We start from the raw sequence: 23,459 nt of genomic DNA, 5'->3' as shown, positions 1-23,459 counted from the left end.
TCCCGGTGGGTCAGGGCGTGCGCGACCTCGGGGCGGACGGGGGCCGGTAGGCGCTGGCCTGGAGTTCCCACAGTTCCCGGTACAGGCCGTTCTCGGACATCAGCTCGGCGTGGCTGCCCTGGGCCACCACCCGGCCCTTGTCGAGCACCACGATGTGGTCGGCCATTCGCACCGAGGCCAGTCGGTGCGTGATGAGGACCACTGTGGCGCCCGTGCGGCGGGCGTGGGCGTGCACGGAGGTGAAGAAGCCGTGTTCGGCGCGGGCGTCCATGGCGGCGGTGGGTTCGTCGGCGATGAGCAGGGGCACCTCGGCGCCGTCGTCACCCCGGTAGAAGGAGCGGGCGGCGGCCAACCTCTGCCACTGGCCGCCGGACGGCTCCACTCCGTGGGCGAAGCGTTTGTCCAGCAGGGTGTCCCAGCCGTCGCGGAAGCCCGAGACCACGGCGTCGGCCCGGGCGGCGGTCGAAGCTCGGGCGAAGCGGTCGGGGCACTCGGCGCTGCTCATCACGGTGTTGCCGCGTGCGGTCAGCGGCCAGTGGGTGTGATCCTGGGCGATCACCGAGATCCGCTCGCGCAGGCTCACGCCGTCCACCCCGGCCAGGTCGGTGCCGTCCCAGCGCACGCTGCCCTGTTGGGGCGTGTACAGCCCGGACAGCAGTTTGGCCAGCGTGCTCTTGCCCGAACCGTTCTCCCCGACCAGCGCCACGGTCCGGCCGCGGCGGAGGGTGAGGTTCACGTCCTTCAGCGCGGGGGCCTCGCTGGAGGGGTAGCCGAAGGTGACGTTCCGCAGGTTGATCTCCTCGAACCCCGCCGGGGCGGGCACGAGGCCGGGGCGGGGCAGGCGGGTGCGGGCCTCGTTCTGGAAGGCCACGAAGTCGGAGAAGTAGAGCCCCGACTCGTACAGCCTGGTCACCGAGTACAGGGCGTTGCTCAGCGCACCCTGGGCCACCCGGACGGCGACGACTGCGGCCCCGGCGACCGCGATCGGCACCACGCCCTGGACCAGTAGCACGGCCAGTACCGCGAACACCCCGGCCGTCACCAGGCCGCTGGCGGTGTCCCCGGCCAGGCGGACGGCGGACTGCCGGGTGGCCAGGCCCAGGTGGATGTCCAGCTCGCGCCGGGCCACCCGGTCGAACTCCGCGAGCAGGCGGCGCTCCATCGTGAACGAACGCACCTCGGCGGCGCTTTCCCTGGCGGTCATGAGCTGTTCCAGCATGTACTTGCGGCGGCTGCCCTCGGTGAAGGCGAGGATCATCCGGTACCGCATCCGGGCCGAGGCGGCCGCGCCCCACCACTGGGGGACCATCGCCAGCAGCAGGAGCGGGACCAGCGCCGGGTGCAGGGCGGTCAGTACCCCGGCGGCGGCGACGATGCCCACCATGGCGGTGAGCAGGTCGGTGGCCTGCCGGACCAGGGCGCCCGCCTCGTCGCAGCCCCGGGTGTGTGAGCGGTACAGGTGGTCGTGGAAGTCGCTGTCGTCGAAGGCCCGCAGCTCCACGGAGGTGGCGTCGCGCAGCAGGCGCCGTTCGGCGGCCAGGACCACCTTGGGTACCAGGCGGGCCTGGGCGCGACCGGCCAGGGCGCCGCAGCAGCCCCGCAGGACCAGTGCCAGGGCGAGCAGGGCCAGAGAGGGGAGCGCGGCCCAAACCCGGTCCGGCGTGGGCACCTCAGCGAAGAGTTCGGTGAGGACGGAAGTGGTGGCGATCAGCGCCCAGGCGGTGGCGGCACCGGAGCCTAGGTTGAACAGGAGGGTGGTCACGACGTCCCGGCGGCCGCTCTGCCAGGCCAGGACGGCGGCCTGGACGACCAGCGCGGGCATGCGGCGGGCGATCCGGAACCAGGAGGCCCCGGCGACGGCGGCGCCGTGCCGGTTCCACTTGGGCGGGGCGAGTTCGGGCAGGTCAAGGCCATGGTCGGGGGTCGCCGGGGCGGCGGTGTCGTCGGGGGTTTGCGGCCCACGGTCCTCGGGGGAGCGGGTGGTGCGCACGGCGGTTCCTCCTGGCGGTCGGGGCGGGTTCGGGCGGTGCCGATCATCACCCGGGGGTCGACGCCGCGGGCAGGCTTCAGACGTTGCGGACGGTCCGGATCACGGCCGGGCCGGACGGGGTGTGCGCAGGGCCGGGGAAGGGGCGCGGGAGGCTCCGGTCGGATTTCCTCGGATAGTCACGATCCGAATACCTGTACGAATCGGCCGCGCGTAAAGCACCGGGGGCGGGTGCCGGTGGCTGGCGGCTCGGGGGCCGAAAACCGGAGTACGGCTGAGGCGGCTGAAACGGCTCGAAGAACCTGGTGGCCAGGTTGGGTTCGGCTGGGTGGTGCGCTCAGCCGGTGGTGCGCTCGATGATGAGGTCGGCGTCTCTGCGCAGCTTCTCCACGGCCCGGGACAGGGTGCTCTTGACGGTCCCGATGGTCACGCCCATGCGTTCGGCGATCTGCGCTTCGGTGAGGTCGTCGTAGTAGCGCAGGACCACGGTGGTGCGCTGTCGGCCGGGGAGCCGCTCGATGGAGCGGCCCACCACGTCGGCCAGGTCGCTGCGCCACGTCGGGTCGTCCACCCGCTGCTCGGGGATCTCGTCGGTGGGGTAGACGTCCAGGTGCTTGCGGCGCCATTCGGAGATCTGGGTGTTGACCATGGCCCGGCGGACGTAGCCGTCGCGGGCGCGGGGGTTGGCGATGCGCCCCCAGGCCAGGAAGGTCTTGACCAGTGCGGCCTGGAGGAGGTCCTCGGCGTCCGCGTGGCTGTTGGTGAGGGAGCGGGCCATCCGCAGCAGGGCTGGCCCGCGTTCGGACACGTAGCGGCTGAACTCCTCGGACCTGGGAGTCTGAGTAGTTCCGGACACGCCGTTCACCGCCCCTCACGGGCCGCGCGGAACCCTGTCGCGCGCCGTCGCTGTGTTGCACGGCGGCCGCGGCCCCCCTGGACTTCTCACTCTCACACAGCGAACGCAAACCCCCAGGAATATGTGCGCCACGTGCCGACAAACCGCACAAAAGGCGGCGAAGAGGGCGCCTCGTCCCCCTTCGCCGCCGTCCTCACCGGGCCGGATCCGATCCGGTCGACCGGGCCGGGCCCGACCGGGCCCCGCGGAACCCTGACCAGGTCCTACGGGCCCAGCTCCTACGGGCCCAGCTCCTGCGGGTCCGGGCCCTACAAGCCGAGGTAGGCGAGCAGGGCGCCCAGGCCCAGCTGCTCGGAGGTCACCGCGACCAGGTGGTCCACCGCGCCCGCGATGGGCGCGAGCTCGGCGGCGCCGGCCGGGGCGGCCAGACCGATCAGGACGAAGGGCACGGCCACGGCGACGGCGGCGGTGTTGCGCAGGGCGCGGTTCTTGTTCATGTCTCGCGTTCTTTCCGGAACTGGGGAGTACGGGGAGTACATCGACAACCTTGCGGCCACAAGCTGTACGCGGATGCTCGCACCCGGTCGCCCCGGAGCGCGGGCGATTCACATGGAGTTCTTCCTTGGTCACAGGGGGAGCCGAAGGCCCGCCGCGGTGCAATGCCCCGGACATGTCACCGACACGAACCGGTCCGTGTCGGCGTGTGAGCAGCCGTTACGGGGGTCGGGGGCGACAATGGGCACAGACGGACGAGTCGGTCTACAAGGGGGCGCGAAGGACATGTCAGTGATGACGGACAGCGGTCGGGATCACGGGCGGGACCGCCGGCGGTTCACCGCCGCCGTGCTCGGGGCCGCGGCCGCACCCGAGCCCACGCCGGTCCACCACCGCGTCGCGCGCGGCGTGGTCGTCGACGCCACCTCGTACATGCTCTGCCTGGCCACCCCCCAGGGGGAGGAGCGCTTCCTCTACGAACGCGTCACCAGTTTCTGGCGCGGCGGTGAGGTCCGCCCCGCCGAGCTGCGCCCCGGTGACGACGCCGTGGTGCTGTGCTCGCACGACGGCCGCCTGGTAGCCGAACGGGTCTGGGCCCAGGCCGCCCGGGCCACCGGTGTGATCACCGACCGGGAGGGCGACACCCTCCAGGTCGACCCCGGCCACGGCCGCCCCCGCCTGACCGTGGTCCTGCCCTACCGCTCCTCCGGGCGCATCACGGTCCGGCACCCGCGCCTGGAACCGGGCTACCTCTTCGACGCCGTCGGCACCTGGCAGAACGGCGAGATCCAGGCCTCGCGGCCGGTCACCACACAGCCGCCCTACCCGCTGAGCGCCACTCCGCGGCGCCCGCCCACCCGGCAGTACTCGACGACCGTTACCGGCATCGCCACCTGGTACGACCCCGCCTGGGGGCGCTCCAGCCACCTGGACCCGCGGGCCCTGGTCGCCGGTGCCGCCTACCCGGCGCTCGACCCGGTCGGCCACGAGGGCGAGCACAACGGCACCTGCGACCGGCGCACTTCCTGCGTGCCCCTGCCGCTGCTGTCCACCGGTGCCGCGCTCAGCCTGCGCAACGACTGCACCCGGGACACCGCCGTGGTCCCCGTGGTGGACTGCGCGGCCGCCGACAGCTGGCTGTGCGACCTGTGCCCGGCCTGCGGCAGCCAGAGCGCGGGCCGGCTCGCCTCCCTCACCATGACCTCCTTCGTCGCCCTGGGCGGGCGGCTCGAGGCGGGTTGTTTCAACGCGACCATGACCGTCGCCAACCAGGAGGGGTGACCGATGTTCCCGGAGGTTCTCGAAGCGGTCCGCGAGGTCCAGCTGCCGCTGTTCGCGGCCCTGCTCCTACTCGGCGCGGCGGCCAAGGCCAGCCCGCGCGCGGCCGGGACCGGCGTGGCCGTCCTGCTGCCCGAACGGCTGCGCGGACCGGCCACCCTGGCCACCTGCTTGCTGGAGGCCGCCCTCGCGGTGGCCCTGCTGACCGCGACCGGCGCTCTCGGTGAGGCGGCCCGGCTGCTCACCGCCCTGATGTTCGCGGTGTCCGTGGTCCTGCTGCTGGCGGCCCGCCGCCGCGACCCCGAAGCCGGGTGCGGCTGCTTCGGCGGGCTGAGCCAGGCACCGATCGGCTGGCGCACGCTCACCCGGGCGTCCCTGCTCACGGTGGCGGCGCTGGCCACGGTCGGGTTGGCACCCACCGGTTGGCAGGTGGCCGCCGAGCCCACCCCGGTCCACGGCGCGGTCCTGGGCGTGCAGCTGCTCCTGCTGGCCCTGCTCAGCCCCGAACTGCGCGAGGCGGCGGCCCGGGTCACCACCAGTGAACCGTGCGCGCTACGCGAGGTCTCCGAGCGGTCGACCACCCGACGCCTGCGCCGGAGCGAGGTCTGGCGGACCAACGCCAAGCTCATGCTCAAGTCCGAGCCGGAGGAGACCTGGCGCCACGGCTGCTGGCGGTTCCTGCGCTACGACGGCCTGCGGCACGGTCACCGGGTGGACGTGGTCTACGCGGTGCGGATCGGCGGCCCGCGCCGGACCGGGGTGCGCGCGGTCCTGGTGGACCGGGAGAGCGGCACGGTGATCGCCTCCTTCGGGGCGGTGACCACGCTCGACCTCCAGGGGCCGCCGCGCAGGCTGCCCCCGCCGCGCGAGGCGGCCAGGCGGAACGGGGCCGGCGGGCGGGGCGCGGCCAAACCGAGGACCCCCGCCAAGGCACTCCCGGGCGAGTCCGGGCGCGGTCTCCCGGTTGACTCGGGGAGCGGCCTTCCGGACGACGTCAGAGCATCTGACCCTGCCGTTTGATCGCGGCCTCGCTGAAGTCCACGAGCATCTGCTCGTAGTCCTCGGCCTCGCCCGGCCCCATCACGGAGGTGGTGCCCAGCAGGCCGCCGTTGCGGTACATGACGGTGTACATGTGGTTCTGGCCGTCGTCGTCACTGACCTGGATGCTGAAGGCGCGCGACTCGTCGCCGACCCGGGGGACGTCCAGGTCGGTGACGCCGTACTCGGAGCTGCTGCCGTCCTCGTAGGTGGCGGTGTACTCGGCGCAGGCCTCCGGGGGCTTGACGGCCAGGGCCTCGGCGGCGGAGTCCTCGTCGAGCTGGACCAGGATGCTCGAGATGTTGCCCAGGTCCCACTCGTAGGCGGCCACCGAGGCGGGGGCCCCGCGCACGGTGTCCAGGTCGCCCCACCGGTTGGCGGCGTCCATGCACTCGGGTTTGTCCAGTTCGGTGGAGGCCCGCACTTCTTCCGAATACTGCACTGTGACAAGCTCGGAGTAGGTTCCGGCCTCGCTGCTCTCGGGGAGCAGTGTCACGTCTCCGACGTGGATCGGCTGCGCGTCGTGCAGCTGCGCGGCGGCTTCGGCGTTGGGGTCCTCGCCCTGTTCCCCGTCCGCTCCGCCGCAGGCCGCCAGGGTGATCGCGCAGGTCATCGCGATTGCGGCGGGCAGGGCCGTGTTCGATGCGGAGCGGACAGGACTATGACGCAAACGCATGGTGATATCTCCTCGTTTGTGCGATATTTCCGCTTGGAGCGGTGGCCGTCCCGGGCATCTCATTGCTGAGCGTGTCGCGGGGTTAGCACAAAGTATTGAGGAAGGACAATGGTGTCGGAGTCGAAATCGCCATATCTGCGGGCGGTACTGGAGTCCATCCCCGCCTACAAGCCCGGTCTCAGGGTTGTCGGACCTGACGGGCGCTCCATCAAGCTGTCCTCCAACGAGAGCCCCTACGGGCCGCTCCCGTCCGTGCGTGAGGCCATCACCGAGGCCTCCGCCGACCTGAACCGCTATCCGGACCCGGGCGCCACCGAGCTGGTCGCCAGGCTCGCCGCGCACCTGGGCGTGCCCGAGGAGCACGTCGCGCTCGGCGCGGGCTCCGTGGGCGTGCTCCAGCAGCTCCTGGAGGCCGTCGGGGAGCCGGGCGTCGAGGTCGTCTACGCCTGGCGCTCCTTCGAGGCCTACCCGCTCCTGGCCGAACTGGCCGGGGTGACGTCGGTCCGGGTCCCGCTCAAGGACGAGGCCCACGACCTCGAGGCCCTCCTGGCCGCGATCACCGACAACACCCGCATGGTGCTGGTGTGCAACCCGAACAACCCGACCGGAACCACGGTCCGGGAGCGGGAGCTGGTCGACTTCCTCGACCGCGTCCCCGACCACGTGCTGGTCATCCTCGACGAGGCCTACCGCGAGTACGTGCGCGACCCCGAGGTCCCGGACGGTGTGAAGCTGTACGGCGACCGCCCCAACGTCGCGGTCCTGCGCACCTTCTCCAAGGCCTACGGCCTGGCCGCCGTGCGCCTGGGCTACCTCGTCGGCCACCCCCACGTGGCCACCGCGGTGCGCAAGACGATCGTGCCCTTCGCGGTCAACCACCTGGCCCAGGCGGCCGGGATCGCCTCCATCGAGGCCGAGAGCGAGCTCCTGGAGCGGGTGGAGACCACCGTGAAGGAGCGTGAGCGCGTCCGTGAGGCCCTCGTGGCCTCCGGGTGGACCGTGCCCCCCACCGAGGCGAACTTCGTGTGGCTGCGGCTGGATGAGGACACCTTGGACTTCGCCGCGGCCTGCGCCGAGGCGGGCGTCTCGGTGCGTCCGTTCGACGGCGAGGGCGCCCGCGTCAGCCTCGGCACCGCGGAGGAGAACGACGTGTTCCTCTCCGTCGCGACCTCCTACGCCAAACGCCGCTGACCGCTCACCACCGCCGCGACGCCGAAGGGGGCGGTTCCCCACTCCGGGAACCGCCCCCTTCGGGCGTGCTACTGACCTCTAACCGCCGCACCGGTGCAAGCCGTCTGCCACGGATCCGACGAAGGCCTGCCAAGAAGGCAGCCTGGTGACGGGGCCGTCGGTCTCCAGCCGCTGAAGAAGCTGTCGGCGGTTTTCGGAGAAGCGGTCATTGAGCCGTTTGGGCCTGCGGCCACGAAGCTCTGGAGCAGTCGCCAACGCCTCCTTCAGGAGCTTCTTCGGGTCAGCTATCGTCTCCGCCCTGCTGACCTGGGGCAGGCCGAGCGCGCAGCGCCCGTTGGGGTTTCCCGCGACCCTGCGGATGGCCGACTCATCCACGAGAAGCCAGGCCCCGCCCATGCGTACGGGGACCACGGGCACTTGGACCACGGGCACGTGGACCACTCCGGGCGTGTGCGTACGGGGAAACGTAGCCGGTCCCGTGCATCACTGGGGTTGAGGTGCTTCAGCCGCTCACCGAGGAGGACCGAACCGCCGGTCCGGTTCGCTCCGGAGGGTGGCTGAAACCCCAGTTCCACCTCGTAACGCAGGTAGGTGCTGGTCGCTCGGGCCTCGCGTCCGAAGTCGTCCTCCACGTACTCCGGGACGATCATCTCGGCAGCGAGAACCATGTGCCTGTCCTGGGACTCATACCCGTTCCAGAACAGCTCGCGCGGATTCCCGGAACGCTCACCTCCGGTAGGCCCCCGCACCTCGTAGGCGGCTTCGATCAGTGATCGGCCGGACAGGAGGCTCAGGAACTGGACCGCGTCGAACACGTTCGACTTGCCGGTACCGTTCTCGCCCGCAACGCAGGTGAAAGGTTCGAAATCCACTGAGAGGCCCAGTAGGTGCTTGAACCCGTCGACCTCTAGCCGAGTGAGCACCGCATCCCCTGGTCAGCGGTTCTGGTCCGAGCCGGGCGCACGTCGTAGCCGCCTTCGGTGACCTGGTGATACGGAGGTGATGAATTCAAGGCTGCCAGCAATCTGGCAAGCCAAGCGGTCCTCGCGGAGGCACCGGCGGCTTCGAACCGAAGAGCGGGGCGGCCCCGTGGGACTGCCCCGCTCCGTCGTACCCGTGTGCTACTTGCCCGCCGCGTCCTTGTCCAGCTTCTCCACGATCAGCCGGTAGAGCTGTCGCGGACGGCCGGGCTGCAGGGTGCGGTTGGGCGGCAGCGGCCAGGCCAGGCCCTCCTCCACCAGGGTGCGCAGCAGTCGGCGCGCGGTCCGGGAGGTGACCCCGAGCATGCGCCCCGCGTTCTCCGCGTCCACGACCAGCGGCCCGTCCTCCTCGGCGATCTTCTCCGAGAGCCGCACCAGGGTCTCGCGGCCCTTGGTGCGCAGGGGCTCGGACGACTGGCGGGCCGGGGCGCGCTGCGCCGGAACCAGCGAGCGGCCCTCACGGTCCACCGCGAAGCTCTGCCGGGATGCCTGGGCCCGGTTGAGCGCCGCGCGGGCGTGCGACTCCGCGTCCTGGGTGGTGCGGCCCATGCCGATACCCACCTCGATCGCGATGCCCAGCTCCGCCTTGATCCGTTCCACGAACGGCGGCTGCCGGAAGCCCTCGGTCGCGGTGACCAGCGAACCGCGCGTGGCCGTCACCATGAACGAGTGGTCGTCCAGCCGGTGCGCCGTCGCGTTGATCCGGTGGGCCTCCTGGAGCAGCAGCCGGTGCAGCGACAGCCGCAGCTCCTCGCGCCAGTAGCGCGGGGTGGAGCGCCGGGAGGAGTCGCGCAGTGTGGGCACGTCCACGACGACCACACCGAGCTGGGCCTCCTCCAAACGGTGGTGCGCGCCCAGCAGACCAGCGGTCTGCAGCGCGCTGCGCACCCCCGCGTTGGTGGGCCGCAGCCGGATCACCGGAACCCCGATGGCCTCCAGCCGCTCGGCGACCCCGCGCACGCAGGTGATCGCCATCTTGGTGGCCTTGCGCCGCCACAGCCCCTCGTGGAAGGACGTGAGCTGGGCGGTGTTGGTCAGCTCCTCGTGTACGTGGATACCGTCCACGGGCAGGTCGACCTCGGAGTAGGCCTCGACCACGTCAGCGCGGCTGAGCACGTCGAGACTGGCTCTGGTCGGGTCGAACCGTTCGTCCAGGGTCGCTCGGAGCAGGGCTTCGTGCAGGCTGGCCCCGCCGAGCGGCACGAAGGTCGCGGGCATGGTCAACACGCCGGCCTTCCGTGCGAACTCGTAGGGCACGGGGCTGGCGAACAAATAGGCGTCGATCGCCGACCCCAGCCTGACGACCTTGTCCGTCGCCTCTTGCTCATCTCGGTAGGCGGCGGCGATGAGTCTGGCGTTGAGGGGCCCGGTGGACCCCGGACCCATGAGCATGACCCGTTCGACCACCTCATGGGGTCCTATGACGCCGATCGTCAAATCGCCAGTACGCTGCGCACTCACCTCGGGCTGCTCCCCGCTACCATTCCACGCTCTTCACTATGTGCGCCCACTGGTTTCCCGACCCGATCTCTGTCACGGCATGATTGCCGAGATCGTACCCATTGTGCGGGGCCAAAGAAGATCGTTTTCCATATCAACGCCGAAAGCCCGGGTGGGAGGAAGCCCCCCACCCCGGCTTGAACTGCGCTTACGGCCCCTACGAGACGGTGACGCGCTCCACGTCACCGCCCAGCGCGGCGAGCCGCGAAGCGAACTGAGCGTGACCGCGGTCCACCAGATAACCAGGCGCCACGATTGTCTCACCTTCGGCGACCAGTCCGGCGAGAACCAGGGCCGCGCCGGTGCGGAGGTCGTGCGCGATCACCTCGGCACCGTGCAGGTTGGTGGAACCGTGCACGATGGCGCGGGTGCCCTCGACCTCGATCTTCGCGCCCATCTTGTTGAGCTCGTCGGCCAGCGCGAAGCGGCCGTCGTAGATGGCCTCGTGGATGTAGCTCTCACCCTCGGCCAGGGTGGCCAGGGCCATCAGCGGGGACTGGAGGTCCGTCGCGAAGCCCGGGAACGGCGAGGTCACCGCGTTGATCGGACGCAGCGGCACGGACGGGTCCCGCTGGACGTGCAGGACGGCGCCCTCCTGGGAGAAGCCGACGCCCATCTGCTCGAGTTTCCAACGGGCCACACCCAGGTGGTCCAGGTTGGCGCCCACCAGGCTGACCTCGCCACCGGTGGCGGCGACGGTCATCGCGAACACCCCGGCGTCGATGCGGTCGGACATGATGGTGTGCTCGACGGCGGTGAGCTCCTCGACGCCCTCGACGGTGATCAGGCCGGTGCCGCCACCGCTGATCTTCGCGCCCATGGCGGAGAGGAAGTTGATGACGTCGATGACCTCGGGCTCGAGGGCCGCGTGCTCGATCACGGTGGTGCCGGGAGCCAGCACGGCCGCCATGAGGAGGTTCTCGGTACCGGTGTGGGACGGGGTGTCCAGGTACAGGTGGCCGCCGCGGAGCTTGCTGGCCTCCACGTTGATGTGGTTCAGCTCGAGGTCCTCGGTGACCTCGGCGCCCAGCCGGGCGAAGCCGCGGTAGTGGAAGTCGAGGTTCCGGCTGCCGAGGTTGCAGCCGCCGACGCCCTCGATGCGGGCGCGGCCGGTGCGGTGCATCAGCGCGGGGACGAAGAGCACGGAGCCGCGGAAGCGGGCCGCGATGTCGGCGGGCAGGACTGCGCGCTCGGGGTCGTTGAGACCGGAAGCGTCGATGACGACGGTGCGCTCGGACTCGTGGAAAGCGACCTTGGCGCCCACGTGTTCGGCGAGCTCAAGCGCGCGGTAGACGTCCTCGATGACCGGAACGTTCCGCAGCACAGTACGGCCCTTGGCCGCCAGCAGGGCGGCTCCGATCATCGGCAGGACGGCGTTCTTCGCGCCTTGGATGAACGCCGTTCCGCTGAGGGGGCGTCCGCCGCGGACGCGGTAACGAACCTCCTGGCCCATGCTCATGTGCTCCTTTGTGAGGCAGATGTGAAAAAGAGGGACACCCTCGTCGGGTTTCGCCTGTTTGCGTTTAAGACGCGGGTTTGCCCCGAAATGTTGCGGCCATCTTGCGTGTGACCTGCGCAGCCTTGAACCGGTGGGTTCGCGATGACTCTATAGCAAGCACTACACATGAACAGGCCCAGAACGTGGTATACCCGCAGATCGCGGTTGAAGTCCCGCCAAACGGCCAAAGAGGCATTACACCGGAGGGAGAGACCGAGGGTCGTACGCATGGCTGTCCGTTACTTCGGCGTTGCCTACGACCACACCACCATACGCGCTCCCACAGCCGAAACGACGTCCGCGTGCGCTGAATCACGCGGACGGCGTCGGTCACAGGGCGGGCTTGGTGCCGGTCAAGCGCTCGTGGATCTCCGTGTAACGGGACAGAGTGTGCTCCACCACGTCGGCCGGGAGCTCCGGCGGGGGCGTGTCCGACGCGCGGTCCCAGCCCGAGGCCGACGAGGTCAGCCAGTCGCGCAGGACCTGCTTGTCGAAGGACGGCTGGGGGCGTCCCGGGCTCCACTCGTCGGCGGGCCAGTAGCGGGACGAGTCCGGGGTGAACACCTCGTCGGCCAGCACCAGGTCACCGGCGGTGTCGCGGCCGAACTCGAACTTGGTGTCGGCCAGGAGCACACCGCGCTCCCGGGCGATGTCCCGGCCGCGCCCGTACACCCGCAGGGTCAGGTCCCGCAGCTCCGCGGCGAGTTTCTCCCCGTGCCGGTCCGCCACGGCCTCGAACGACACGTTCTCGTCGTGGTCGCCGACCTCGGCCTTGGTGGCCGGGGTGAAGATCGCCTCGGGCAGTTCGGAGCCGTCGGTGAGCCCCTCGGGGAGCGGCACCCCGCACACCGTGCGGTCCACCCGGTACTCGGCCAGTCCGGAACCGGCAAGGTAGCCGCGGGCCACGCACTCCACCGGGACCATGTCCAGCCGCTCACAGACCAGCGTGCGACCGGCCCAGTCGGCGGGTGCGCCCTCGGGAGGGGTGTCCGAGACGACGTGGTTGGCCACCAGGTCGCCGAGCCGCTCGAACCACCACAGGGACAGCTGGGTGAGCAGGCGGCCCTTGCCGGGGATCTCCGTGGGCAGCACCCAGTCGTACGCCGAGATCCGGTCGCTGGCCACCATCACCAGTTCGCCGGTGGCCGTCGAATACAGGTCGCGCACCTTGCCGGTGTGCAGGTGGGTGAGTCCTGGAACCTCGACGGGCTCGGGGACGGTGACGAAGCCGCTCATGACGCTACTCTCCGGGTTTCGGTGCGAACCCCTCCAGTATCGCGTTCCCGCTGTTCCGAACGGTCGGGCGGCCCCCGCTCAGGCGCTCATCGGCCAGTCGGCCCCGGGCCGGGCCGGACTTCGGCCCCGGTTCGGGCCCGTGCCGTACGGCGAGGGGCCCCCGGCGCTTGCCGAGGGCCCCTCTCACGCTCTCGCGTCGCTTCCGGGTACTAGACCTCGGCCGCGGCGCGTTCGGCGATGTCGGTGCGGTAGAACGAGCCGCGCAGTTCGAGGCGGCCAGCCGCCTCGTAGGCGCGCTCACGGGCCTGACGCAGGTCCGCGCCGGTCCCGACCACGTTCAGCACGCGGCCGCCGTTGGACTTGATGTCGCGCACCCCGTCCCAGGCGGTGCCCGCGTGCAGCACGTAGGCGCCCTCGAGGGCGTTCGCGGCGTCCAGGCCGCCGATGAGGTCGCCCTTGACCGGGTCGCCCGGGTAGTTCTCGGCGGCGACCACGACGGTCACCGCGGCGCCCGACTTCCACTGGAGCGAACCGATCGAGCCCAGACCGCCGGTGTCGGTCGCCTGCAGGACCGCGCCGATCGGGGTGGCCAGCCGGTCCAGCACGACCTGGGTCTCCGGGTCGCCGAAGCGCGCGTTGAACTCCACCACGCGCGGACCCTTCGAGGTCAGCGCCAGGCCCACGTAGAGCAGTCCCTGGTAGCGGTGGCCGCGGCGGTTCATCTCCGACACCGTCGGCCGCACGACCGACTCCATGACCTCGTCCACCAGACCGGCGGGGGCCCACGGGACCGGGGCGTAGGCGCCCATGCCGCCCGTGTTGGGGCCCTGGTCGCCGTCGTAGGCGCGCTTGAAGTCCTGGGCGGGCAGCAGCGGCAGCGCGTGCGCGCCGTCGGTGAGCACGAACAGCGAGACCTCGGGGCCGTCGAGGAACTCCTCGATGACGACCCGGCCGCACTCGCGGGCGTGCTGCTCCGCGAGCGCGCGGTCCTCGGTCACCACGACGCCCTTGCCCGCGGCCAGCCCGTCGTTCTTGACGACGTAGGGCGCCCCGAACTCGTCGAGGGCCTCGGAGACCTGGCTGGCGCTGCGGCACACCCGAGCCTTGGCGGTGGGCACCCCGGCCGCCTCCATGACCTCCTTGGCGAAGGCCTTGGAGCCCTCCAGGTGCGCGGCCTCCTTGTCGGGGCCGAAGACCGGGATGCCGCGGTCGCGCAGGGCGTCGGCCACCCCTGCCACCAGTGGCGCCTCCGGGCCGATCACGACCAGCTCGGCGCGCAGGCGCGCGGCCAGTTCGGTCACGGCCAGCCCGTCCGTCACGTTGATGACGTGGTTCTCGGCCAGGTCGGAGATCCCCGGGTTGCCGGGAGCGCTGTGAATGCTGGTGACGCCCGGATCAAGGGACAGAGCGCGGACGAGTGCGTGCTCGCGGCCTCCGCCGCCGAGAACGAGGGCTTTCACTACTGGGGGCCTCTTCTTCTACTGGAGCTAAAGACGGTTGGTGGCCGGTCAGACCAGGGAACGCAGCTGAAGGGTCTCCTCGCGGCCCGGCCCGACACCGATGGCGGAGATCGGGGCTCCGGCCATCTTCTCTAGAGTACGCACGTAGTCCTGCGCGTTCTTGGGGAGTTCCTCGAATTTGCGCGCGCCCGTGATGTCCTCGGACCAGCCGTCGAAGTACTCGTAGATCGGCGTCGCGTGGTGGAAGTCGGTCTGCGTCATCGGGATCTCGTCGTGGCGCACGCCGTCGACGTCGTAGGCCACGCACACGGGGATGCGGTCCAGGCCGGTGAGCACGTCGAGCTTGGTCAGGAAGAAGTCCGTGATGCCGTTGACGCGCGTGGCGTAGCGGGCGATCGGCGCGTCGAACCAGCCGCAGCGGCGGTCGCGGCCGGTGGTGACCCCGTACTCGTGGCCCTGGGTGCGCAGCCAGGTCCCCTGCTCGTCGAGGAGCTCGGTCGGGAAGGGGCCGGAGCCCACACGGGTGGTGTAGGCCTTCAGGATGCCGACGACCTTGGAGATGCGGTTGGGGCCGATGCCCGCACCCGCCGCCGCGCCGCCCGCGGTGGGCGAGGAGGAGGTGACGAACGGGTAGGTGCCGTGGTCGATGTCCAGGAGGGTGCCCTGCGAGCCCTCGAGGTAGACCGTCTTGCCCTCGTCCAGCGCCTTGTTCAGGATCAGGGAGGTGTCTGCGACGTGCGGGCGCAGCTTCTCGGCGTAGCCCAGGTACTCCTCGATGATCGGCTCGGCCTCGAGGGCGCGCCGGTTGTACACCTTGGTGAGGAGCTGGTTCTTGTCGTGGAGGGCGAGCTCGATCTTCTTGCGCAGGATCTTGGGGTCGAACATGTCCTGCACGCGCACGCCCTGGCGGGTGACCTTGTCGGCGTAGGTCGGGCCGATGCCGCGGCCGGTGGTGCCGATCTTGCCCTTGCCGAGGAAGCGCTCGCTGACCTTGTCCAGGGCCCGGTGGTAGGGCATGATCAGGTGCGCGTTGGCCGAGATGACCAGGCGGGACGTGTCCACGCCCCGGTCCTGGAGGCCGCGCAGCTCCTCGAAGAGCACGCCCGGGTCGATGACGACGCCGTTGGCGATGACCGGTACGACGTTCGGCGACAGGATGCCCGAGGGCAGCAGGTGGAGGGCGTATTTCTGGTCGCCGATGACCACCGTGTGCCCGGCGTTGTTGCCGCCCTGGTATCGGACCACGTAGTCCACGCGGTCGCCGACCAGGTCGGTCGCCTTGCCCTTGCCCTCGTCGCCCCACTGGGCACCCACGAGCGTGATCGCCGGCATTGGTCTCTACCTCTTCGCTCGACACCTGACCGGGGCGTTTCCGGCCCCGAACATGGAAGAACCCCTGGCGCAAGGCAGCGACAGGGGCCGTTGCGTATTGAGCGTACACGACCTGCGCATCCGGGTTAAGAGGGGCACTGCGGCCCTTGCACCACACGGGTCCCGGGTGCTTTGCGCGCAGGCCGTTTCCCCGGGCGGGCCGGTCCGGTTCGTGAAGGGAACCGGCCCGGCCCGCCTTCGCGGAGTTCGGTGGACTCAGCCGTTGAGGGCCTTGTCGGCCTCCGCGCTGGACTCACGCAGGAAGCTCGCGCAGCGCTCGGCCTCCTCGGTGTCGCCGATCTGCTCCGAGGCCTTGCCCAGGGCGTGCAGGGCGCGCAGGAAGCCCTGATTGGGCTCGTGCTCCCACGGGATCGGGCCGTGGCCCTTCCACCCGGAGCGGCGCAGCTGGTCCAGCCCGCGGTGGTAGCCGGTGCGGGCGTACGCGTAGGCGGCCACCGGCCGGCCGTCGGCCAGGGCCAGCTCGGCCAGGCGGGCCCAGGCGGCGGAGTAGGACGGGAAGCGACCGGCGACCGGAGTGGGGTCGTCGGCGATGGCCAGGGCCTCGCGCGCCTCGGGGTCGTCGGCCAGGCGCGTCTCGGGCGGCTCGTTCAGCAGGTTCTGGTGCAGGTTCATGCCCCCATCCTGCCACCGGGTGCGGTGTCTCCCGGAGCCCCGGGCTCAACCCGTCTCCGCACCGCGCCGCCGGACCCGGGCGGTGGAGCCGTACGTCAGCGCGTGCGCCGCCACCGCGGCGGCGGCCAGTCCGAGGGCCAGCGCGGGCACCGTCGCCCCGGCGAGCAGGTCCGGGGCCGTCCACCCGTCCGATCCCGCGTACGCGTACGGGCTCACCCGGTTCAGCCCCGGGACCGTGTTGCAGGCCGCCGCCCCCAGGAAGATCCCCGCCAGCACGACCAGCCCGGACGGCACCGCCCCCAGGAAGGGCGCCAGCAGGTACACGGCGGACACCGCCAACAGGACGTTGGTCACCAGCAGCCAGGAGTTCTCCGCCTCCGACGCGGAGGGCAGCAGTGCCAGCGCGGCGCCGCCGAACAGCAGCACGCCGAGCACGGCCACCGCGGCCGCCCGGATCCGGGTCCGAGCCCCGCCCAACCGCTCCCACTCCCACAGGCGGGGCCGGTTCGCCCACGCCCCGACCGCGGCCGCGCACACGCACAGCAGTTCGGCGACAGGGATCCGCTGTTCCTCGTAGGGCCAGTCGAACACCGCCACCGGCACCACGGTGCCCGCGGTGGCCAGGCCCAGAACCACCGCCGCGACGGCCGCGGCCAGGGCGCCGAGCATCGGCAGCAGGCAGGGGCGTAGCGGGGTGAGGACGGGGCGCGCTGCCGGGGGGCGCGGGGTCACGGCCGCCACGGCAGCTCCTCCGGTTCCACCTCGCACGCCGCGAGCCGGTCCTCGTTCCGGTCGATCCACTCCCGGACTCCGTCGGGGTCGGCCCCGGCAAGCGGTCCGTCGCCGGAGGAGTCGGGGAAGGACCGCGAGGCGAGCCACGCCTCGAACTCCACCAGCGCGCTCATCCGCCGCTGCTCCGGGGTCGCCCCCTCGTCCGTGCCGCCCACGCCCTCGGAGCCGCACACGAACACATCGGGCACCAGCCACCCGGCCGCCGCCGCGGGTACTTCCTGGTACGGGTCCCAGCCCGGATAGACGCGCATCCAGAGCACACCGTGCTCCGCGTCGCTGAGCACCTCGTCGTCCCCGGCGGCCAGGCTGTGGTCGCGGACCTGTGCGGGGACGGCATCGGTCGACCCGTAGGCGGCGAAGACCGGCGCGGCCAGGTCGGTGATCAGCGAGAGTTCGTCCGCGTGTCCCTCGTGCACGCAGTAACGGACCCCTTCGCGCTCCGCGCAGACCTCGGAGCCGCCCGGGGCGTAGGTCACGAGCGGGAACGCGTACAGGTGGGGCAGGACGGCGGCGGCCGCGACCGCGGCCACCGCCGTGACCTGTGCGGCCGACCACCGGCGCGGGGCCCGCAGCAGCCAGACGGCCGTCCACGCGACGGCGGTCGCCAGGAGCAGGAAGAACCCCAGCCGGTACAGGCCGAGCGGAAGGCTCTCGCGCATGCCGAGGGAGGGGGTGAACGGAAGCTGGAGTGACAGCGCGGTCCAGGCGTCGGCGACCAGCGGCAGGCTGGTCAGCACGAAGACCAGGCCGACCGCCACCGGGACCGCGATGAGCCCGCGCAGGGCGACCCCGCACAGGTAGCCGAGCAGAGTGAGGGCCGCGAATCCGGTCAGCGCACCCAGGACGGGCACCGGGTCCGGTGCGCCCGCGCCTCGCACGGCGACGGCGGCGGTCAGCGGGAGCAGCCCCACCAGGTAGGCGCCCAGGCACCAGCCGGTGACCACCCTCGCGTGCCGCAGCGGGACGTCCCGCTCCATCCGGGGCTGCCAGGGCTGGGCGAACACCAGGCTCGGCCGGGCGAAGCGGGCCGCCGCCAGGGCCGCGGCCCCGGCCGCCACCGCAACCGGCAGCCGGGCCTGGACCCCCACCTGTCCGGAGAGGTGCACCCAGTCCAGGGCCCGCCAGGAGAGCTGGCCCCAGGTCGAGGCCAGGGTCAGGGCGAGGATCAGCCCGGCCGGGACCAGCACCAGGTGTGGTGGCAGCGGCCAGAAGAGGGGAGAGGCCGCCAACCTGTTCCTGGCCGACGTGTCCTGGGCGGACGGGTCCTGCGCCGACGGGCCCCGAGCTGCCTCGCTGCTCCGGGGCGCCCGGTCGCGGAGCGGGCTCACGGGCGCTCTCCGACCCGGGCGATCAGCCGGTCGTAAGCGCGCTCGAAACCGGAGCCGTAGGCGCTGGACCCGGAGGTGTCGTCGATCAGGGCCTCCAGCTCCGGGAAGGTGCCCTGGAACTCGATCCGCCCGCCCGCCAGCACCCCGATCCGGGAGCACAGGTGGGCGACGTCCTCGATGAGGTGGGTGGAGATCAGCACGGTCCGGTCCTCGCCCAGCCCGGCCACGACCTCGCGTACCCGGAGCCGCTGCCCCGGGTCGAGGCCCGCGGTGGGCTCGTCCAGGATCAGGACCCGGGGCTCGTGGGCGAGGGCGGCGGCGATGCCCACGCGCTGGCGCTGGCCGCCGGAGAGGGAGCGCGTGCGCTGGTCGGCGAGCCCCGCCAGGTCCACGGATTCCAGGGCCCGCAGGGCTGCCTCCCCGCACACGCGGCGGTCCAGTCCGTGCACCCAGGCGGCGTAGGCGACGGTGTCCGCCACGGTCAGCTCGCCCGCCAGGGAGAAGCGCTGTGGCACGAACCCCAGCTCGCGGCGGGCCCGGGACCGCCCGGTCCCGGTGGCCAGGTCGTGCTCCCCGATGAGCAGGCGCCCTCCCCGGACGGGGAGCAGCGTCACGATGAGCGAGAGCAGGGTGGTCTTGCCCGCGCCGTTCGGGCCGAGGAGCCCGGTGACCCCGGGCTCCACGGTCCAGGTGAGGGCGTCCAGGACCTTCTTCCGGCCCCGGTGACCCCAACTCCGGTAATCGAAGTCCAGGCCCTCAGCGGTGACCCGCATGGGTCCGTCCCTTTCCCCTCACCGGATTGCGGCCGGTGGTCCCGGTCAGCACCGGTTGACCCTTCCGGAGGACAGTTTGTTTCCGCTCGAACTCCTGGTCTCGGTGAAGTACGTGCCGTTTCCGTCGCAGTTTCCGGAGGCGCGGAGGGTCCCGTTGGAGAATCCGGTCTGGCTGGTCTCGGCCACGACCTTGTCGGGCCAGGCGGTGCGGTGCTTGCGCACCTGCACGGTGAGGGTCACTGTGCCCCCGCAGCCGGTACGGGAGCCGGTTCCGGAGATGGTGCCACCCGACACGGAGGGGTTGTTGGCGCCGAGCCCGCAGGAAGACGCCTGTTCGGTCGTGGTCTGGGCTGTGGTCGCGGCCGGGGCCGGAGACGGGGACGCCCAAGCGGCGCTGGCTGCCGAGCCCCCGACGAGCACGCCGCCCGCCACGAGCACGCCGACAGCCGCCAGGCGGGCCGATCGGTTTCTGTCCTTCACGTTTCCTCATTCCGTCCGAGGGGAATCCGAGGGAAGCGCAGGAGGAATGCCCGGGAACCCGGCCGCGAAACCGAGGCTCGGCGGACCTTTTCCAGGGCTGGGCGACCTGTGGGGAAATGCAGTGAAAAGCGCGCCCGGTTTTCTCTCGCGTGGAGGGACTGGAGAACTTTTCTCCGCGTGATTCGGGCAGCACGCGGGCGCGTTTCGTGTCGCGACCGATACCTGCCACCGGGGCGGAGGGGGCGAGGGGAACGGGTAAGGCGCAGGTGAAGAGAACGGTGCCCGGCGGTCGTGTCACGACCGCCGGGCACCGGGTGCCGGACCGCGGGGGAACGGCCGGGCAGAGGCCCTACTGGGCAGGGGCCTACCGGGCCCCTACTTCATCTTGTTGCCGGCGGACTTCAGGTGCTGGGCACCCTCGACCACGCGGGCGGCCATGCCGGCCTCGGCGGCCTTGCCGTAGGCGCGCGGGTCGTAGGCCTTCTTGTTGCCGATCTCGCCGTCGATCTTCAGCACGCCGTCGTAGTTCTTCATGATGTGGTCGACGACCGGACGCGTGTAGGCGTACTGGGTGTCGGTGTCGATGTTCATCTTCACGACGCCGTAGTCGATGGCCTCGTGGATCTCCTCCATGGTGGAGCCGGAGCCGCCGTGGAAGACGAAGTCGAAGGCCTTGGCCTTGCCGTACTTGGCGGCGACGGCGTCCTGGGCGTTCTTGAGGACCTCCGGGCGCAGCTTCACGAAGCCGGGCTTGTAGGAGCCGTGCACGTTGCCGAAGGTCAGGGCGGTCATGTAGTAGCCCTTCTCGCCCAGGCCCAGCACCTCGGCGGTACGCAGGGCGTCCTCCGGGGTGGTGTACAGCTTCTCGTTGATCTCGCCGACGATGCCGTCCTCCTCGCCGCCGACGACGCCGACCTCGATCTCGAGGATGGTCCGGGCGGCCTTGGAGGCGGCGAGCAGCTCTTCCGCGATCTGGAGGTTCTCCTCCAGTTCGACGGCGGAGCCGTCCCACATGTGCGACTGGAACAGCGGCTCCTGGCCCTTGGCCACGCGCTCCTTGGAGATCTCCAGCAGCGGGCGGACGAAGCCGTCGAGCTTGTTCTTGGGGCAGTGGTCGGTGTGCAGGGCGATGTTCACCGGGTACTTGGCGGCGACGACGCGAGCGAACTCGGCGAAGGCGACCGAGCCGGTGACCATGTCCTTGACCGTAGCGCCGGAGAGGAACTCCGCACCGCCGGTGGAAATCTGGACGATGCCGTCGCTTTCGGCCTCGGCGAAGCCGCGCAGGGCGGCGTGCAGCGTCTGGCTGGAGGTCACGTTGATCGCCGGGTAGGCGAAGCCCTCGGACTTCGCGCGGCTCAGCATCTCGGTGTAGACCTCGGGGCTGGCGATGGGCATGGCTTGACTCTCCCTGGTTCGGCCTGGAGCGAGCGGCCGTCAGCGCGATGCTCTCGCCTGCCGAGCTCTCGCGTACTGACGGCACCCCACGTGCGTTGTCCCGGTGGAGGGACCGGAGCGTCGGGGGCGGCCCGCGGGCCGCGTGTCCGGATGTATCCACCGGGCGTCGTCCAAGTATCCCGAATAGCCGGAGCCGTTGGAAAGGTCTAGACCAAAAAGCTCAGGATCGGCGACGTACCCGCAGCTTACGGGGACAGGAGGGAGTGCGGGGGAGGGGGTGCCGAATGGGTCGGGGGATGCTGCACGGCTATGTCACGAATGATGGTGAAGCTGTGTGTTCTGGGCGACTGCTGTCGCTTTTTGTCGTGATACACGCTACATTCGTCGCCGTGGGCAGGCATAGGAACGATCCTCGCGGCGTTGGTCAGGTGATGGCCATCGTCGGTGCCGTCGTGCTCTTGGTCACCCTGGTGGCCCTCGGCGGGTACTTCCTGTACCGCGCGCTTCCGGGCACCGGAACCAGCGTCAGCGCCAACGCCTCGGAGGCGGCCGCCGACGCGGTGGAGTCCGACGAGATGGGCGTCCTCTACATCCGCGTGGTGGGCGAGTCCAGCAAGGTGTTCGTCCGGGTCCCGGGCGGGGACGTGCTCCTGGACCAGGAACTCACCCAGGGCAGCTCGGTGAACTACCCCAGCAACGCCAACGGCCTCGAGGTCACCATCGGCGAACCGACCGCCGTCGAGGTCTACGTCAACGGCGACCATCGCGACGTCTCCGACCGCGACCCGGGGCACAGCTTCACCCTCCAGCCGGATTCCTGATCCCCTGGTCCTGACCCCGTAGCCCTGACCGGGGCGGGGCCCGAAGGCCCCACCGCGAGCAGTCAGTGGTCAGCGGTCACCGGGGCGATCAACTGGGTTGGTCACCGGGGTGGTCAGACGTCCAGGTCGGACACATCGAAGACGGGCCGGTACTCCAGGCCCTCCTCCTCCAGCTTCCCGCGCGCGCCGCGGTCGACGATCAGCGCGACCGCCACCACCTCGGCACCCGCCTCACGCAGGGCCTCCACGGCCGTGAGCACCGAACCGCCGGTGGTGGAGGTGTCCTCCAGCGCCAGCACACGGCGCCCCTTGACGTCCGGGCCCTCGATCCGGCGCTGCAGGCCGTGCGCCTTGCCCGCCTTGCGCACCACGAAGGCGTCCAGCTTGCGCCCGCGCGCGTGCGCCGCGTGCAGCATCGCGGCGGCCACCGGGTCCGCGCCCAGGGTCAGACCGCCCACCGCGTCGAACTCCAGGTCCTGGACGGTGTCCAGCAGGACCGAGCCGACCAGCGGCGCGGCCTCCCCGTCCAGGGTGATCCGGCGCAGGTCGACGTAGTAGTCGGCCTCCTTGCCGGAGGACAGGGTCACCTTCCCGCGTACGACCGCCTTATCGTTGATCTGACGCAGGAGTTCATCACGTTCGCTCATGGTCAGTGAGCCTAGAACACCGGGTGGGGCCGCGCGGACCTGGGCTCCCGCCCCGGAGGGGATGCCAGTGAAGGAAGAGACCGGAGTCGTCCGGGTGGAGACCACCGTCGACAGCCGCGAGGGCGCCGAGGCGGTGGCCGGTTCGGTGGTCGAGCACCGGCTTGCGGCCTGTGTCCAGGTGGGCGGGCCGATCCGGAGCTTCTACCGCTGGGAGGGCGCGACCCAGGCCGACGAGGAGTGGACCGTGGTGATCAAGACCGCCGCGGACCGCCTTGATGATCTGGTCGCGCACCTGAACCAGACACACCCCTACGACGTCCCCGAGATCATCGCCGTGCCGGTGACCGGCGGCAACCCGGCCTACCTGGCCTGGGTCCGCGACGAGACCCGCGAGGGCGGCCCCGCGTGATCACTGTTCTCCTACCCCCCACCCTGCGCGCCCCCTTCTCGCTCCCCGGCGTCGCCGAGGCGCTCTCCGCCCGGGGACACACCCCGGTGTTCCCTGACATCCCGGATGACGACACCGCTCCGCACGCCGCCCGCTACGTCGCCCGGGCCAGCCTGGAGATCGGCCGCCTGGCCGCTGGCCGGGCTCCGGCGGTCCTGGTCGCCGAGGGGGACAGCGGACCGCTTCTGGGGGCGGTCGGTGCGGCTCAGCGCTCCGCGCACCGCCCCGTCCACGGCTATGTACTGGTGGACGCCCCGCTGCCCCAGCCCGGCAGCCCCACCCGCGCCGACATCGCCAAGAACCAGCAGCTCACCGAGGTTTCTGTGCGGGAGGGCGAACCCGCCGCCTACCGCACCGAGCGACTGCCCACCGTCCCGGACTGGCCGGACGCGCCCTGCGGCTACCTGCTGACCGACCCCGCCTTCGCGCACCCCGCGCACCTGGCCGGGATGCGCGGCTGGGTGGTCCGCGACGCCACGGGGGACCGGTCCAAGGCGGCGGCCGAGCTGGCCGCGCTCATCGACGAGCTGCTCCGCTGATGTTCCGGTGCGGCCCCGGGGCGTCCGAAATCAA

23 protein-coding genes are annotated in these 23,459 nt (G+C 71.3%); 6 read left to right on the top strand and 17 right to left on the bottom strand.

The genetic code is table 11. The features are described from left to right. Positions 1-10: 10 nt before the first annotated feature. The 3 genes from HNR07_RS23430 to HNR07_RS23420 all read right to left on the bottom strand — a co-directional run bounded on the left by HNR07_RS23430 (position 11) and on the right by HNR07_RS23420 (position 3,340). Positions 11-1,990: an ABC transporter ATP-binding protein gene (locus HNR07_RS23430; RefSeq protein ID WP_184366818.1), complete on the bottom strand. Its 1,980-nt coding sequence runs from the start codon at positions 1,988-1,990 to the stop codon at positions 11-13. Between the two features lie 334 nt (positions 1,991-2,324). Beyond that, positions 2,325-2,852 (bottom strand): SigE family RNA polymerase sigma factor, encoded by a 528-nt coding sequence (locus HNR07_RS23425; protein ID WP_184366817.1) that lies wholly within the window; start codon positions 2,850-2,852, stop codon positions 2,325-2,327. 299 nt (positions 2,853-3,151) lie between these two features. Beyond that, positions 3,152-3,340 (bottom strand): hypothetical protein, encoded by a 189-nt coding sequence (locus HNR07_RS23420; protein WP_184366816.1) that lies wholly within the window; start codon positions 3,338-3,340, stop codon positions 3,152-3,154. Between the two features lie 292 nt (positions 3,341-3,632). On the opposite strand from HNR07_RS23420, the gene HNR07_RS23415 reads away from it, so the two are divergent. Beyond that, the gene (locus tag HNR07_RS23415) at positions 3,633-4,619 is read left to right on the top strand and encodes a hypothetical protein (protein WP_184366815.1); all 987 of its coding nucleotides are present in this window, start codon (positions 3,633-3,635) and stop codon (positions 4,617-4,619) included. A 3-nt stretch (positions 4,620-4,622) separates the two neighbouring features. Continuing rightward, on the top strand, positions 4,623-5,636 hold the full coding sequence (locus HNR07_RS23410) for a MauE/DoxX family redox-associated membrane protein (protein WP_184366814.1): 1,014 nt from the start codon (positions 4,623-4,625) through the stop codon (positions 5,634-5,636). Here the strand turns inward: HNR07_RS23410 and HNR07_RS23405 are convergent. Next, complete coding sequence (locus HNR07_RS23405) at positions 5,611-6,267, bottom strand: hypothetical protein (protein ID WP_184372531.1); 657 nt, start codon at positions 6,265-6,267, stop codon at positions 5,611-5,613. The genes HNR07_RS23410 and HNR07_RS23405 overlap by 26 nt on opposite strands. 171 nt (positions 6,268-6,438) lie before the next feature. On the opposite strand from HNR07_RS23405, the gene hisC reads away from it, so the two are divergent. Then, on the top strand, positions 6,439-7,521 hold the full coding sequence (gene hisC, locus HNR07_RS23400) for a histidinol-phosphate transaminase (RefSeq protein ID WP_184366813.1): 1,083 nt from the start codon (positions 6,439-6,441) through the stop codon (positions 7,519-7,521). Positions 7,522-7,599: 78 nt separating this feature from the next. Here hisC and HNR07_RS35940 read toward each other — a convergent pair whose 3' ends face one another. The 12 genes from HNR07_RS35940 to fbaA all read right to left on the bottom strand — a co-directional run bounded on the left by HNR07_RS35940 (position 7,600) and on the right by fbaA (position 20,970). Beyond that, the gene (locus HNR07_RS35940) at positions 7,600-7,953 is read right to left on the bottom strand and encodes a hypothetical protein (protein WP_184373113.1); all 354 of its coding nucleotides are present in this window, start codon (positions 7,951-7,953) and stop codon (positions 7,600-7,602) included. Between the two features lie 689 nt (positions 7,954-8,642). Next, complete coding sequence (locus HNR07_RS23385) at positions 8,643-9,908, bottom strand: hypothetical protein (protein ID WP_026116286.1); 1,266 nt, start codon at positions 9,906-9,908, stop codon at positions 8,643-8,645. A 250-nt stretch (positions 9,909-10,158) separates the two neighbouring features. After that, positions 10,159-11,454: a UDP-N-acetylglucosamine 1-carboxyvinyltransferase gene (gene murA, locus HNR07_RS23380; protein ID WP_026116285.1), complete on the bottom strand. Its 1,296-nt coding sequence runs from the start codon at positions 11,452-11,454 to the stop codon at positions 10,159-10,161. Positions 11,455-11,829: 375 nt separating this feature from the next. Continuing rightward, the gene (locus HNR07_RS23375) at positions 11,830-12,735 is read right to left on the bottom strand and encodes a phosphoribosylaminoimidazolesuccinocarboxamide synthase (protein WP_184366812.1); all 906 of its coding nucleotides are present in this window, start codon (positions 12,733-12,735) and stop codon (positions 11,830-11,832) included. Positions 12,736-12,944: 209 nt separating this feature from the next. Further along, positions 12,945-14,195, bottom strand: coding sequence for a phosphoribosylamine--glycine ligase (purD, locus tag HNR07_RS23370; RefSeq protein WP_184366811.1), 1,251 nt, complete (start codon positions 14,193-14,195; stop codon positions 12,945-12,947). Positions 14,196-14,243: 48 nt separating this feature from the next. Further along, positions 14,244-15,527, bottom strand: a complete 1,284-nt coding sequence (locus tag HNR07_RS23365; RefSeq protein WP_184366810.1) for an adenylosuccinate synthase — start codon at positions 15,525-15,527, stop codon at positions 14,244-14,246. Positions 15,528-15,782: 255 nt separating this feature from the next. Beyond that, positions 15,783-16,199: a DUF3151 domain-containing protein gene (locus tag HNR07_RS23360; RefSeq protein ID WP_184366809.1), complete on the bottom strand. Its 417-nt coding sequence runs from the start codon at positions 16,197-16,199 to the stop codon at positions 15,783-15,785. Positions 16,200-16,244: 45 nt separating this feature from the next. Continuing rightward, positions 16,245-16,940 carry a hypothetical protein gene (locus HNR07_RS23355; protein WP_312893954.1) on the bottom strand — a complete coding sequence of 232 codons (696 nt, stop codon included), beginning with the start codon at positions 16,938-16,940 and terminating at the stop codon, positions 16,245-16,247. Then, positions 16,928-18,220 carry an ABC transporter permease gene (locus tag HNR07_RS23350; RefSeq protein ID WP_184366808.1) on the bottom strand — a complete coding sequence of 431 codons (1,293 nt, stop codon included), beginning with the start codon at positions 18,218-18,220 and terminating at the stop codon, positions 16,928-16,930. The genes HNR07_RS23355 and HNR07_RS23350 overlap by 13 nt, the downstream gene beginning before the upstream one ends. Positions 18,221-18,315: 95 nt before the next feature. Next, a complete protein-coding gene (locus HNR07_RS23345; protein ID WP_184366807.1) occupies positions 18,316-19,092 on the bottom strand; it encodes an ABC transporter ATP-binding protein in 777 nt (258 codons plus the stop codon). 45 nt (positions 19,093-19,137) lie between these two features. Next, positions 19,138-19,572, bottom strand: coding sequence for a hypothetical protein (locus tag HNR07_RS23340; protein ID WP_184366806.1), 435 nt, complete (start codon positions 19,570-19,572; stop codon positions 19,138-19,140). Positions 19,573-19,947: 375 nt separating this feature from the next. Continuing rightward, the gene (fbaA, locus tag HNR07_RS23335) at positions 19,948-20,970 is read right to left on the bottom strand and encodes a class II fructose-bisphosphate aldolase (RefSeq protein ID WP_184366805.1); all 1,023 of its coding nucleotides are present in this window, start codon (positions 20,968-20,970) and stop codon (positions 19,948-19,950) included. 431 nt (positions 20,971-21,401) lie between these two features. Between fbaA and HNR07_RS23330 the strand changes: the two genes are divergently transcribed. Next, a complete protein-coding gene (locus HNR07_RS23330; RefSeq protein ID WP_184366804.1) occupies positions 21,402-21,791 on the top strand; it encodes a RodZ domain-containing protein in 390 nt (129 codons plus the stop codon). Positions 21,792-21,904: 113 nt separating this feature from the next. Here HNR07_RS23330 and pyrE read toward each other — a convergent pair whose 3' ends face one another. Continuing rightward, entirely contained in the window at positions 21,905-22,438 is a 534-nt protein-coding gene (pyrE, locus tag HNR07_RS23325; RefSeq protein WP_184366803.1) for an orotate phosphoribosyltransferase, read from the bottom strand. Between the two features lie 67 nt (positions 22,439-22,505). On the opposite strand from pyrE, the gene cutA reads away from it, so the two are divergent. Further along, positions 22,506-22,847 (top strand): divalent-cation tolerance protein CutA, encoded by a 342-nt coding sequence (cutA, locus tag HNR07_RS23320; RefSeq protein ID WP_376769938.1) that lies wholly within the window; start codon positions 22,506-22,508, stop codon positions 22,845-22,847. After that, positions 22,844-23,425, top strand: coding sequence for a hypothetical protein (locus HNR07_RS23315; RefSeq protein ID WP_184366801.1), 582 nt, complete (start codon positions 22,844-22,846; stop codon positions 23,423-23,425). The genes cutA and HNR07_RS23315 overlap by 4 nt, the downstream gene beginning before the upstream one ends. Positions 23,426-23,459 lie beyond the last annotated feature (34 nt).

Origin of the sequence: Nocardiopsis metallicus, from assembly GCF_014201115.1 — a bacterium.
Lineage (GTDB): Bacteria > Actinomycetota > Actinomycetes > Streptosporangiales > Streptosporangiaceae > Nocardiopsis > Nocardiopsis metallicus.
Note: the sequence above shows the minus strand (reverse complement) of the source record. Positions and strands in the feature narration are given on the sequence as shown.